The sequence below is a fragment of the Microbacterium sp. Se63.02b genome (genome assembly GCF_014171575.1).
In the GTDB taxonomy this organism is placed as follows: domain Bacteria; phylum Actinomycetota; class Actinomycetes; order Actinomycetales; family Microbacteriaceae; genus Microbacterium.
In genome coordinates, this window is the sequence record NZ_CP050453.1 from 4,069,796 (window position 1) to 4,082,358 (window position 12,563).

Annotated in this window: 12 protein-coding genes and 1 pseudogene; all 13 read right to left on the reverse strand. The window is 64.8% G+C overall.

Annotation, left to right across the window (positions count from 1 at the left end):
* Positions 1–60 precede the first annotated feature (60 nt).
* Positions 61–1,362, reverse strand: coding sequence for an extracellular solute-binding protein (locus G4G29_RS20365; RefSeq protein WP_202045451.1), 1,302 nt, complete (start codon positions 1,360–1,362; stop codon positions 61–63).
* A gap of 25 nt (positions 1,363–1,387) precedes the next feature.
* Positions 1,388–2,344, reverse strand: a complete 957-nt coding sequence (locus tag G4G29_RS20370) for a GNAT family N-acetyltransferase (protein ID WP_183151376.1) — start codon at positions 2,342–2,344, stop codon at positions 1,388–1,390.
* A 111-nt stretch (positions 2,345–2,455) separates the two neighbouring features.
* Positions 2,456–3,643, reverse strand: coding sequence for a DUF1343 domain-containing protein (locus G4G29_RS20375; RefSeq protein WP_183151377.1), 1,188 nt, complete (start codon positions 3,641–3,643; stop codon positions 2,456–2,458).
* 151 nt (positions 3,644–3,794) lie between these two features.
* On the reverse strand, positions 3,795–4,130 hold the full coding sequence (locus G4G29_RS20380; RefSeq protein ID WP_183151378.1) for a tryptophan synthase subunit alpha: 336 nt from the start codon (positions 4,128–4,130) through the stop codon (positions 3,795–3,797).
* 9 nt (positions 4,131–4,139) lie between these two features.
* Entirely contained in the window at positions 4,140–5,588 is a 1,449-nt protein-coding gene (locus G4G29_RS20385; RefSeq protein WP_202045453.1) for a sugar porter family MFS transporter, read from the reverse strand.
* Between the two features lie 59 nt (positions 5,589–5,647).
* Positions 5,648–6,619, reverse strand: coding sequence for a ParB/RepB/Spo0J family partition protein (locus G4G29_RS20390; protein ID WP_183151379.1), 972 nt, complete (start codon positions 6,617–6,619; stop codon positions 5,648–5,650).
* Positions 6,619–7,545, reverse strand: a complete 927-nt coding sequence (locus G4G29_RS20395; RefSeq protein WP_244632268.1) for a ParA family protein — start codon at positions 7,543–7,545, stop codon at positions 6,619–6,621. Before G4G29_RS20395 ends, G4G29_RS20390 begins: the two co-directional genes overlap by 1 nt.
* Positions 7,546–9,179: 1,634 nt before the next feature.
* Positions 9,180–9,883, reverse strand: a pseudogene (gene rsmG, locus G4G29_RS20400) (16S rRNA (guanine(527)-N(7))-methyltransferase RsmG).
* Entirely contained in the window at positions 9,840–10,331 is a 492-nt protein-coding gene (locus G4G29_RS20405) for a R3H domain-containing nucleic acid-binding protein (protein ID WP_183151381.1), read from the reverse strand. The pseudogene rsmG and the gene G4G29_RS20405 overlap by 44 nt, the downstream one beginning before the upstream one ends.
* On the reverse strand, positions 10,328–11,398 hold the full coding sequence (gene yidC, locus G4G29_RS20410) for a membrane protein insertase YidC (protein WP_183151382.1): 1,071 nt from the start codon (positions 11,396–11,398) through the stop codon (positions 10,328–10,330). Before yidC ends, G4G29_RS20405 begins: the two co-directional genes overlap by 4 nt.
* A 3-nt stretch (positions 11,399–11,401) precedes the next feature.
* Positions 11,402–11,752 (reverse strand): membrane protein insertion efficiency factor YidD, encoded by a 351-nt coding sequence (gene yidD, locus G4G29_RS20415; RefSeq protein WP_183151383.1) that lies wholly within the window; start codon positions 11,750–11,752, stop codon positions 11,402–11,404.
* A complete protein-coding gene (gene rnpA, locus G4G29_RS20420) occupies positions 11,749–12,105 on the reverse strand; it encodes a ribonuclease P protein component (RefSeq protein WP_183151384.1) in 357 nt (118 codons plus the stop codon). Before rnpA ends, yidD begins: the two co-directional genes overlap by 4 nt.
* Before the next feature lie 6 nt (positions 12,106–12,111).
* Positions 12,112–12,249, reverse strand: a complete 138-nt coding sequence (gene rpmH, locus G4G29_RS20425; RefSeq protein ID WP_013584598.1) for a 50S ribosomal protein L34 — start codon at positions 12,247–12,249, stop codon at positions 12,112–12,114.
* Positions 12,250–12,563 lie beyond the last annotated feature (314 nt).

A 12,563-nucleotide genomic window follows, 5' to 3' on the forward strand; every position in this document is an offset into this window, starting at 1 on the left:
CCGAGAGTGAGTGGTCTTGGCGGAGGGCGGGGACTCGGGTGTCCCCGCCCTCCGGTGGTGCTACTGGGCGTCGATCTCCTTGACCAGCTTCGAGAAGGTGGTCTTCACGTCGGCGCCGTTGACGATGATGTCGTTCAGCGCCGTGTTCGTCGACGTCTTCGCCTCGTAGGCGTTGGAGGCGTTCGACTCCGCCATGGCGTACTCCGCCGCGGCGTAGATCGGCTCGAGGTTCGGCTCTTCGGCGAGGTACTTCGGACCGAGGATCTCCGCGTCGGTGGTGCGCGGCGGGATCAGGCCCTGCGTCGCGAGGAAGTCACCGAGCGCGGTCACGCCGTCCTCGTTCTCGTGGGAGTTCAACCAGCTGAGGAACTTCCACGCCTCCTCCTGGTGCTGGCTGCCGGAGTTCACACCCGTGAAGAACGTGTAGGCGAGCGAGCCCACGTCGCCGTCCTTCGGCCCCGGCACGGGCGCGACACCGACGTTCGCGTAGTCGTCGCCCATCGAGGCCTTGAGGCTGCCGATCCACCATCCGGCCTGGACGGCCATGGCCACCCCGCCGGTCGGGAACGCCTTGGTGGGCATGATCGACGTCGACGTCGCACCGGTCTCGGCGAGATCGGCCTCGAGCTGCATGACGTCTTCGGCGGTGTCGTCCATCGCCGACTTCCCGTCCGGCGCGAGGAACTCTCCGCCTGCCGAGTCCAGCAGCGACAGGAACGGGTGCACCGTGTGGTTGTCGCCATCCTGGATCAGTGAGATGCCCTGGACGATGGTGTTGCCCGAGCCGTCCTTCTTCGTCGTCGCGTTGGCGATCTCCGTCAGCTCATCCCAGGTCTTCGGCGGACCGTCGTAGCCGGCGTCGGCGAGGATCTGCTTGTTGTAGAAGAGCGCGTACGTGTTGAACTCCGTCGGGTATCCGAGCAGATCTCCCTCACCGGTGGTCACCGAGTCCAACGCGGCCTGGCTGTAGTTCTCGGTGATGTCCTTCGCGACGTCCTCCGGCGGTGCGGAGAGCACGCCGTTGGCCTGCAGCTGTCCGCCCCACAGCGAGTAGGAGCTGACGATGTCCGCGCCGCGCCCACCGGTCTGTCGAACGTTGAGTGTGGTGAGCAGCTCGTCGAAGTTGACGGCCTGAGAGGTGACCTGGATGTCCGGGTTCTCCTCGTTCCACTGGTCGATCAGTGCACCGACGCCGGTCTTGAAGGGGTCGCTGCCGTAGTGGCTGAGGAAGGTGAGTTCGACGACGCCGTCCTCCCCTCCGCCTTCGCCGGTCGTGCATCCGGCCAGTGCGAGCGCGGCCACGCTGCTGAGCGCGATCGCGGTCACCATGCGTCGGCTACGACGCTGTGCTGCAGACTTCATGTGATTCCTCTCGGGTGTGTCCGCGCTAGGCGGCGGTGGGGGCGTGCATGATCGTGAAGGTCCGTGTGATCTCGAACCCGGTGTTGAGGTAGAGGTGCCCGGCGGCGGAGGTCTCCTCGGTCCAGAGGAACCATGCGCTGTGGGCGCCGAGTGCCCGCATGCGTTCGAGCGTGAGATGGAGCAGGATCTTTCCGAGGCCCGTGCCCCGGCTCTCCGGCAGCACACCGAACGGGCCGAAGCGCTCGAGCACGTTCTCGTAGGTTCCGTGCATGGCCCAGCCGAGCATGACGCCGTCGGGGTTGCGGCACGCCATGATCCGCTCGAGCGACTGTCCCCCGAGCACCCCCTCGCGGATCCCGCGTGACCAGTCGGCGTTGAACGTCCCGGCGACCTCGATGAGATCGACCAGGTCATCGCCGGTCGGCGAGAAGAAGGTCCAGCCCTGGGCGCGCAGCTCGGCGATACGCGCACGGATGTCGTCCGGCATCGAGTAGTCGTTGAGCGTGCGGTCCATCGCGACCGAGGTGTACTGCGTCTCGAAGCCCATGGACCGCAGGAAGGCGTCGGCTTCGGGGTAGCGCTCCGCATCCAGGCCCGGCAGGAAGTAGTTCGGGGTGTACGACGAGAAGTAGACCTTCTCGACGCCGTGGCTGCGCAGCCACTTCTTGGCGGCGGTCATGAGCGCCGTCGCAATCCCGGCGCGGCGGGCGGACGGGACGACGAAGAAGAAGGGGATCCAGCCGGACTCGGGTTCGAGGTCGTCGGCGTCGACCGCGATCCTGCGGCGGACGGCGTACACCGCTCCGAGGATCGATCCGTCCTCCTCCGCCAGGAACAGTCCGTTCGCGTCGAAGTTGCGGTCGAGCAGGATCAGGTCGCGGAAGCGGTCGTAGCTGATTCCGTCTCCGGGCGCCGCCTCGGTCCAGGCCTGCGCGATCTCCGGGCCGTCGCCGGCACGGAAGGTCCTGATGTTGCTCTTCATTGGGTGCTCCTGGGGGTGGGTGTCGGCGTCGGCACGATGGATTGAAATTACATTCACCGGCGCCGGGATGTCAATAAGTTTTGAATATCTTTAACACTCTGGAAATATTTTTCAGCGCGGGTACAGCAGGACTGTGTCGTCGTACACGTCGCCGACACGCTGTGGTGCGCGGTACAGCGGTGCGAACTCTCCGGTGCCGTTGATGGCCTCGCGGAGCGATGTGGATCCCCACAGACGATCCAGGGCGTATCCGGTGTCCCCCGGATCCAGTCGCTCGCCCGCGTTCAGGCTGCGAACGTCATCCGGAGCCTGATCCCGCGCGGTCTCGAGGATCGCCAGCGCCGTGCCGACGGGGTCGAACGCCCGGTGGTCGACGATGTGCAGCTGCACGCCTCTGGCGGTCTCCCCCGCATGCTTGTGGAACGTCGGTTGGAACGCGATCTCTCTCACGAGCACCCCCGGAAGGTCGCGTCCGCGAAGAGTCTCCGCGAACTCCACAGGGAGGAACGGGGCGCCGATCATCTCGAAGGGCCGTGTGGTGCCGCGCCCTTCACTGAGGGTCGTTCCTTCGACCAACCCGGTGCCGGCGAAGGCATACACGGAGTCGAGGGTCGGGATGTTCGGAGACGGCGGCACCCAGGCGAGACCGGTCGACGACCAGTCGTTCGCGGCATCCCAGCCCTCCATCGTGACGACGTGCAGGTCGAGGCTCAGCCCCTCGTTCGTCAGGTCGCGTGCGGCGAACAGCCGTGCCAGCTCTCCCGCGGTCAGCCCGTGACGCTGCGAGATGTCGCTGCGCCCCACGAAGCTCGTGAATCGGCTCTCGCTGACGCCCGGTCCACTGAGCACGGCGCCGCCGAGCGGGTTCGGGCGGTCGAAGACGGTGAAGGGCAGACCCAGCCGTGCCGCGCTGCGCATGGCGTCGTACATCGTCCAGATATATGTGTAGAAGCGGACTCCGATGTCCTGCATGTCGAAGGCGAGCGCATCGACCCCGGATGCTTCGATCATCTCGTCGAGGAGCGCACCTTCGGTCAGATAGGTGTCGCTGAAGGGCAGGCCGGAGCGCTCGTCGCGGTCCATCGAGGTGCTCTCGCCCGCCTGGACCGCACCATCCAGCCCGTGCTCGGGTCCGAAGAGATGGTGCAGCGGAACGCCCGCCGACACCAGGGCATCGATGTTCCTCGACAGATCGGGCATCGTGCCGGTGAAGTTGGTCAGCAGGCCGATGCGCTCACCCACCAGGAGGTCCGGACGCGCGGCTGCGCATTCCACTCCGGTGCGGGTACGTGGTGCCATGACGAACTCCCTTGTGTCGTGAACGCGGGAGGGTCTCTACCTCGAGTCCACCAGCCGCGTTGCTGTCACCTTTTTACCAGTGTTCCATGATTTATGAAAATCATGTTCACCGAGGGGCGCACGAGACGGCCACGACTCTGCGGTCGTCCGATCAGGAGGCGTCTGCGACCGTGGGATCCCAGCGGCGGTGACGCTGCTTCTCGTCCAGCAGGCCCCAGACCGCAGGGGTCAGCTCGGGGTACTCCAGGGCGATCTGCCGCAGCACGCGGTAGTGCCGTGCCGCGTTGGGGCGCACGCCGTCGTTTGCGGTGATGTTGTCCGCGCGCAGGAGGTAGACGACCAACTCATCGACGCTCGGAAGCTCCTCCATGAACTCCCACGGGTCCTCGCCCCCGAGCAGGCGCTCCTGAATGAGGACGGCGAGTTCGTCTGCGGCCTCGGCGCGCAGCACTTCCAGGCTGGCTCGGCGCTGCACGGACTCGCTCATGCTTCAAGCCTACGTCGGCTGGGGGCCTCTCCGTCGCTCCACGGTCATGTTCTCGCTCATCTCCTCGAGCTCTTTCCCCTTCGTCTCCGGGACTTTGAAGAAGACGAAGAAGAACGACAGGAGGGCGAAGAAAGCGTAGAAACCGTAGGCGAACGTGAGGCCGATCTCGGCGAACGCCGGGAACGTCGTCGAGATGAAGAAGTTCGCGACCCACTGCGCTGCCGCCGCCACGGCGAGTGCACCCGCGCGGATCGAGTTCGGGAAGATCTCGCCGAGAAGCACCCAGACGAGCGGCCCCCAGCTCGCGCCGAAGAACACCACGAACCCGTTCGCGCAGATCAAGGCGATGGTCGCCCACGGGTCGGGGAGCGTCGCGGTACCCTCCGCGTCGAGGGTTCCGAACGAGAACGCGACAGCCATGAGTCCGAGCGTCACGGTCATGCCCACCGAGCCCACCAGCAGCATGATCCGCCGCCCGATCTTGTCGACCAGCAGGATCGCGACGATGGTCACGACGATGTTCGTCACCGAGGTGATCACCGAGGTCAGGAGCGCACTGGATTCATCGAAGCCGACCGACTGCCACAGCGTCGTGGAGTAGTAGAAGATCACGTTGATGCCGACGAACTGCTGGAAGACCGACAGCAGGATGCCGATCCACACGATCGGCTTGAGCCCGAGACGGTTGCCGCGCAGATCGCGCAACGACTCCGAGCGCTCCGTGTTGATCGTCCCCGTGATCTCCTTGATCTTCCCTTCGACGTCGATCGTCCCGGTCACGGTCTCGAGCACATCGGCAGCCCGTTTCAGCTCGCCCTTGCGCACCAGGTATCGCGGCGACTCCGGGAGCCGCAGCGACATGAGCCCGTACACCAGGGCGGGGATCGCCGCGACCATGAACATCCACCGCCACGCCGTGAGACCCCACAGCGGCTGATCCGCGGCGCCGGCGATGTTGGCCAGGAGCGCGTCCGAGAGCAGTGCGGCGAAGATACCGGTGACGATCGCGAGTTGCTGCAGAGAACCGAGACGTCCTCGGATAGCCGCGGGAGATACCTCGGCGATGTATGCGGGAGCGATGACGGATGCGGCGCCGACTCCGAGTCCGCCGATCACTCGCCAGATGATCAGGTCGACCACGCTGAAGGCCAGCCCTGACCCGATGGCCGAGACGAAGAACATCGCCGCCGCGACGACCATGACGGGGATACGACCGTATTTGTTCGACACCGGGCCTGCGAACCACGCGCCCACCGCGCATCCGATCAGAGCCGACGAGACGGCGAAGCCCTTCAGCGCCGTCCCGAGGTCGAACCCCGAGACGTCACCGGCGAGTGCATCGACGGCCCCGTTGATCACCGCGGTGTCGAACCCGAAGAGGAAGCCACCCAGTGCCGCGGCGATGCTCACTGCGATCACGCGGCGCTTGATGGCAGCTGGACCCGCTGCTCGTGACATGATTCCCCCTCAACGTCGAGATGTCGCGAGTCTAGGCGACCGGTTCTTCCCGCGGCGGTTCATCTTGTCGAACCGTAGCCGCCTTCGCCGAGCTCTTCCAGGATGCGGTTGAGGTCCTGAATGGATGCGAAATCGATTGTGACCTGGCCTTTGCGCGCGCCGAGACTGATCTTCACGCGCGTGTTCAACCGGTCGCCGAGCTTCCCCGCGACTTCATCCAGATAGGCGCGACGTGCACCGGGCGTCGCTTTGGCAGACGTGGAGGCCGAGGGCTGCGACTTCGCCGCCTGCTCCGTGGCGCGCACCGAGAGGTCTTCGTTGACGACCTTGTCGGCGAGGCGCTGCATCGATTCGGGGTTCTCGAGGCTGAGGATCGCGCGAGCATGGCCGGCCGTGAGCACGCCGGCCGCGACGCGCTGCTGCACCGGCACCGGGAGTTTGAGCAACCGGATGGTGTTGCTGATCTGCGGACGCGAGCGTCCGATGCGGGTGGCGAGTTCCTCCTGCGTGATCCCGAAATCCTCGAGGAGCTGCTGATAGGCCGAGGCCTCCTCCAGCGGGTTGAGCTCGGAGCGATGGAGGTTTTCGAGGAGGGCGTCGCGCAGCAGATCCTCGTCGGCGGTATCGCGGACGATCGCGGGGATGACGTCGAGGCCCGCTTCGCGTGCGGCGCGTGTGCGCCGCTCCCCCATGATGAGTTCGTACTCGTCGTCGGCGTTCTTGCGCACGACGACGGGCTGCAGGACTCCGAACTCCCGCACGCTGTGCACCAACTCGGCGAGGTCATCGGGGTCGAAATGCGTACGTGGCTGCCGAGGGTTCGCCACGATCGCGTTCGGGTCCACTTGAATCAGGTGGATTCCCGGGACTTGCTCCAGGTCGGGTTCCTCGACCGGCGCTTCGGCCGCCGCCTCGGCAGCCGCTTTACTCAGACTCGCCCCCGGGAAGAAGACATCGACGGGACGCTCCGTCTGATCGGCGGTGGGGATCAGGGCCCCGATGCCGCGACCCAGTCCAGTGCGCTTTGCCATCATTTCTCCTTGCTCTGCGTCGCTGTCCGCGACGCGATCTCGACGGCAGCCTCGCGATAGGCGATCGCGCCGGCGGATTGCCCATCGTAGGCGATCACGGTCTGTCCGAAACTCGGGGCCTCCGACACGCGGACGGAGCGCGGGATCACCGTGTCCAGCACCTGGGTCGGGAAGTGCGTTCGTACCTCTTCGGCCACCTGCTGAGCGAGTCGCGTTCGGCCGTCGAACATGGTCAGCAGGATGGTCGAGAGATGCAACGCGGGATTCAGGTGCTTCTGGATCATCTGGATGCTTCCGAGGAGCTGGCTCAGTCCCTCGAGCGCGTAGTACTCGCACTGGATCGGGATGAAGACCTCGGACGCCGCGGTGAAGGCGTTGATCGTCAGAAGGCCGAGCGAAGGTGGGCAATCGATGATCACGAAATCCATCGGCGTCTGGGCGAGGTAGTCCTCGAGTGCGCGACGGAGACGGTGCTCCCGAGCGACCTGGGCGACCAGTTCGATCTCTGCTCCCGCAAGGTGGATCGTGCTCGGTGCGCAGAAGAGATTAGGATCTTCCGGACTCGGCTGCACGATGTCAGCGAGGGGGAACTCCTCAATCAGAACGTCGTACACGCTGGGGACGTCCGCACTATGGGGAACACCCAGTGCCGTGGAGGCATTGCCTTGCGGGTCGAGGTCGATGACCAGCACCTTCGCGCCCAGACCGGCGAGGGCTGAGGCGATGTTCACGGCCGTCGTGGTCTTCCCGACGCCGCCCTTCTGGTTGGAGACCGTCAAAACTCGGGTCTCTCCGGAGAACTCCACTTTCGCGGTTTCGAGCACGCGTCGTCGCGCGGAAAGATCGGCAAGCTCCCGCGCAAGCGGCGTATCCATCCCGAACGATTCGTTCGTCGATGTCTTCTCGGGCTGTTTCACGTGAAACATCCACTCCTTTCGGGGCCGCGTTCCACTCTAATCGCTGGCAGCGACGTTGCCTTACGGGACAACGCTTCCCGGAGCACCGCGAGCGGCCGGCACGCGAAGGATGATGTGTATGGCTCCCTCAGCGCTCCATGTCCACTCCACCCGGGGGACATCCGCTGTTTCACGTGAAACATTCGCTCGTCCGACGAACACAGCCCAGCGGACTCCCCCGTCACCCTTCCTCACTGAGACCACCGGCAGCGCCCAACCCCTCGCGAGAGTACAGCCAGCCACGTGTCGACGACGCCGCGATGCGACGAGATCACGTCGACCCACGACGACACCCTCCATCTCCTCAGCCTGTCGACGACAAAGGTCTCGATTCCTCCCTCTCGAGGCCCGATCCCCACTACCGGGGAAACACCCGACGTCGGCCGTGACACGGCACCACTCACCACAAGCGGCACCAACCGACCTGCGACACCGACGGGCGACACCAGCCACGCCCCCGCCCCGCTGCCACCGGGTTCCGTCCCGTCGCGCTACCGCGCCATTGCACACCGCATTAGCGCACACCGCACACCGCACATCGCGCACCGCACATCGCGCCTGCGCCTGCGCCTGCACCTGCAACTGCACCTGCACCTGCACCTGCACCTGCACCTGCACCTGCACCTGCACCTGCACCATACCGACACCCACGCTCCATCTCGCCACCACCCACGCGAGCATCCCGGGCTGTGGGTACCGAAGTGCTCTACCCGCGCGCACCTCACGGGCGAGCATCCCGCCTTGTGGGTATCGACGAGCTCTACCCGAGCGCATCCTCACGCACGAGCGCCACCCCTTGTGTGTACCCGCGAGCTCCTCCCTGCACACACCTTCGCTCCACGCCAGGAACACCGATCGCCCCCTCGCACGCGACCATCACGCCCTGTAGGTATCCGTCAGCCCTATCCCGCGCACCTTCACACTCGCCGCCGGAAACACCGATCTCATCCCGATGCTCGATATTGCGACTTCTGGACGCCGCGCCCCGGAGCGCACCCACCGCTACGTCAATCACGGCGCCGCCCCTACGGGTGCGAGATTCGCGTATCAGTCCGAGGAGGTTCCCCTCGAGCACCTGATCCACCGTGATGCGAGAAGTCGGCACACACCAGTCCCCCGTTTCACGTGAAACACAGACACAGATCCTCCCTGCGATATCCGTGCGCCAGCCGCCCACCCACGGACTGCGGCCTACACGACGCCAGATCAGCCCGACGCTGACTCAAGACGCGTAGAAACCGACGAACTCAAGAAGGGCCGGTACGACCAGTGGAGACACTGCGCTCGCGACAGGTGTCGTCGCCTCCTCTTGCACTCACGACGACAACGCATGTCATCCGCCCGGCACCACGACCGGAGCCGTATATTGGTCGACCGGCTCCGTTGTTTCACGTGAAACATCGAGAGCATGACCGTGTGCATCCTGCGTATCGCGCGTCAACGACGTGCACCCGAAACGGATTCTCACCACACGCACGTGTCGAGGCCCCTGTCCCACGACACCATCACATGGCACGGCACTCACTACATGAGCCCCCCCACCGCACTCCAACGAAAAGGCGGGGTGTTTCACGTGAAACACCCCGCTGGTCACGCTGACGACGCTACCGAACGCGTGCGCGAACCACTCTCGTGATCTCCGGAAGAACGCCCTCGCCCAGCACTTCGACGCGCACGTCCGAGACACGGAACTTCCTAATCTGCTTCTGCGCCGCTTCGATCTCGTTGCCCGCGTTCATTCCCTTGAGGAGAGTCAACTCCCCTCCATCTCTAACCAACGGTGCGGTCAGAGGAATCAGGGTGCGCAACGCGCTCACGGCGCGAGCCGTCACGACATCGAATCCGTCTACCGGACGGACCTCCTCCGCGCGGGCACGAAGCACCGTCACGTTCTTCAGTCCTAGCGCCTCGACCTGCTCATTGAGCCAGGTGATACGACGTTCCATCGGCTCGATCAATGTCCACGTCACGTCCGGTCGCGCGATCGCAAGAACGAGACCCGGCAAGCCGGCTCCGGATCCGATGTCCGCCACAGAACCATCAAAGAGCGGTGCCGCGATCACACTGTTGAGAATGTGCCGCGTCCAGAGACGGGGGAGCTCCAGCGGACCTATCAGCCCGCGCTCCTCCCCCTCGCGAGCGAGCGCGGCGGTGAATGCCCGAGCCTGCTCGATCTGTCCCTCGAAGAGCTCGACGGCGACAGAAGGCTCGACTTCTACATCACTCATGATAATTCGTGTCTGAACGATGTTTCACGTGAAACATCAACGACGACGAAGGACCGTGTGGCGGTCAGCGCCTTCGCCATACGATTCGGAAACCAGACCACGGTCCGCCGCGATGTCATGCACAAGCTTGCGCTCATAGCTCGACATGGACGGCAGTGAAGCCTGAGAGGAACCCTCATCGAGCTTGGCGGCAGCAGCGTCGACCAACGTCTCGAGCTGGCGGCGACGAGTGTCTCGAGAGCCGCCGATGTCGAGGATCAACCGCGAGAACGAGCCGGTCTTGCTCTGCACCGCGAGGCGGGTCAGCTCTTGAAGGGCCTGCACCGTGTCAGGGGCGGAGAGCAACGCGAGGCCCTCCCCTTCGGCCTCGACCGATACATAGGCACGGCCCTGACGTACGTCGAGATTCAGGTCGCCGTCGATGTCGGCGATATCGAGAAGCTCTTCGAGGTAGTCCGCCGCGACGTCGCCCTCAATCTCGAGCTGAGCCACGGTGGGCTCGGTGTTCTCGGTCATGGTCTCGCTCATGAACCGCTCCCCTTCTTCTTCGCACGCTTCTTGCCCACAGGCTGCTGACGCTTCGGTGCCTCGGCCTTGGCCTTCTCGGCTTCCTCCAGCAGACGCTGCTGCTCTGCCTCATACGCGGCCATGGGCACGACCTTGCCCGAGGAATCGATTGCCTTGCCCTTGCGAGCGAGGCGCTCCTCACGGGCCTTGGCCGCCTCAGAACCGGGGGTGGGCATCTCACGGATGACGAGGAACTGCTGCCCCATGGTCCAGAGGTTCGAGATGAACCAGTACACGACGACACCGAGGGGGAAGAACACACCGGAGAAGATGAATCCCAGGGGCAGCACGTACAGCATGATCTTCTGCATCTGGTACGCCTGGCCGGTCTTGGCTTCGGGCGACAGGTTCTTCGAGATGATCTGCAGCTGGGTGAAGAACTGCGACGCAATCATGAGAACCACGAGCGTGACGAGGATGATGATCGCCGTGGTGTTCTTGGCGTCGACTGCATTGCCGAGTGTCTCGTGCAGCGATGCGACACCGAACAGCTTCGCGTCGTAGAACTCTTTGGTGAGCTCCGGACTCAGCAGTCCCACGCCGCCGACGTTGTCCCGCGCGTGCTTGCTCACGTCGCTGAGCACGCTGTAGAGCGAGAAGAAGATGGGCATCTGCACGAGGAGCGGCAGACAGCTCGACATCGGCGTCGTACCGTGCTTCTTGTACAGCGCCATGGTCTCGCGGCTCATCGCCTCGCGAGAGAGCTGATCCTTCTTACCCCGGTACTTTTCCTGGACTTTTCGCAGTTCAGGAGCGATTTCCATCATCTTGCGCTGGCTCTTGATCTGCTTCACGAAAAGCGGGATCAGAGCAGCACGGACCACGATCACGAGGCCGACGATCGAGAGCACCCAGGTGAGGCCCGATGCGGCGGGGAGCCCGACGGTCGTGAGGAGCCAATGCCAGGCGACCAGGATCAGCTCGACGACCCACTTCAGGGGCCAGAGGATCGTGCCGATCAGATCGAATCCACCCGCAGCAGGAGCATCGCTGGGAGTGGAGCTGGCTAGCAGAAGGTCAAGACCCACCGGTCAGTCCTTTCGGGACGGGACGACGAAACCGTGTGCGGTCAGGTCGTAGCGGAAGTGATCATGCGGCCGGACGTCATCGACGCCGCCGCTGGTCCAGGGGTTGCAACGGAGGATGCGCCATGCCGAGAGCGCCGCCCCCTTCACCGCGCCGTGCTGCTGCACCGCACCTACAGCGTAGGCGGAACAGCTGGGGTAATACGCACAGACATCTCCGTACAGCGGCGAGATGACCTTGCGATAAGCAGCGAGGAAGCCGAGAACGAGATTGCGTGGGATCACAGGGATGCTGCGAAGCAGGTCCTGAGCGTGCAGATGCGCGGTCCCCACCGAGGACGCGGGGAGCGCAGTCATGCCGACACCACGGCGGACGCCGAGGTGAGCCTGTGAAGACAGCGATCCACGTCGGCACGGAGTTCCGCGAATGTCGCGGTCGCGGATGCAGGAAGGGCACGGATGACGACATCCGTGCCCTCGGGAACGCGCGGGAGCGCCTCCGCGCACACGGCTTTGAGGCGCCGACGCACGGTGTTGCGCACCACTGCGGTGCCTACCTGCTTGCTGATGATGAATCCGAACCTCACGGCTCTGCTCTCGCCCGTCACCAACATCGAGGTGATGACGCGCGCTCCGCCACAACGGGAACCGCGTCGAACGACCAGACGATAGTCGCTCCCGCGGGTCAGTCGATACGGGCGGGCGAGCACAGCGGACTACGCAGAGAGCTCGGTGCGGCCCTTCGCGCGACGGGCAGCGAGGATGCCGCGGCCGGCACGCGTGCGCATGCGGGCACGGAAGCCGTGCTTCTTGGCGCGACGACGGTTGTTGGGCTGGAAGGTGCGCTTGCTCATGGAATCACTCCGGGAATACTGTCACCGGATTCACTTCGACCGGAGACATGGGGAACTGCCGAAAAAGGCATAAGTCAACCGACTTAGGGTACGTCCTCCCGGCGCGCAGAGCAAATCTGCGAGCTTCCCCGACCGGAAGCACGCACGAACCGCACAGCCATTATCCACAACCGAGGCACGCCCGACCCGCACAACACGCGCGCGTGTTTTCAAGGGCAGGTTGCCGTTCGCAGCCGGGGTGACTACCGTGGCATCCTAAGTTATCCACAGGGGAGCAGCACGTCGCCCCACCTCGATTCCTCGTCCGGAGCGTC

Bases quoted from the DNA above. Each gene is read 5' to 3' on its own strand.
- G4G29_RS20365 (WP_202045451.1), bottom strand. From the start codon at position 1,362: ATGAAGTCTGCAGCACAGCGTCGTAGCCGACGCATGGTGACCGCGATC.
- G4G29_RS20370 (WP_183151376.1), bottom strand. From the start codon at position 2,344: ATGAAGAGCAACATCAGGACCTTCCGTGCCGGCGACGGCCCGGAGATC.
- G4G29_RS20375 (WP_183151377.1), bottom strand. From the start codon at position 3,643: ATGGCACCACGTACCCGCACCGGAGTGGAATGCGCAGCCGCGCGTCCG.
- G4G29_RS20380 (WP_183151378.1), bottom strand. From the start codon at position 4,130: ATGAGCGAGTCCGTGCAGCGCCGAGCCAGCCTGGAAGTGCTGCGCGCC.
- G4G29_RS20385 (WP_202045453.1), bottom strand. From the start codon at position 5,588: ATGTCACGAGCAGCGGGTCCAGCTGCCATCAAGCGCCGCGTGATCGCA.
- G4G29_RS20390 (WP_183151379.1), bottom strand. From the start codon at position 6,619: ATGGCAAAGCGCACTGGACTGGGTCGCGGCATCGGGGCCCTGATCCCC.
- G4G29_RS20395 (WP_244632268.1), bottom strand. From the start codon at position 7,545: ATGTTTCACGTGAAACAGCCCGAGAAGACATCGACGAACGAATCGTTC.
- G4G29_RS20405 (WP_183151381.1), bottom strand. From the start codon at position 10,331: ATGAGCGAGACCATGACCGAGAACACCGAGCCCACCGTGGCTCAGCTC.
- yidD (WP_183151383.1), bottom strand. From the start codon at position 11,752: ATGACTGCGCTCCCCGCGTCCTCGGTGGGGACCGCGCATCTGCACGCT.
- rpmH (WP_013584598.1), bottom strand. From the start codon at position 12,249: ATGAGCAAGCGCACCTTCCAGCCCAACAACCGTCGTCGCGCCAAGAAG.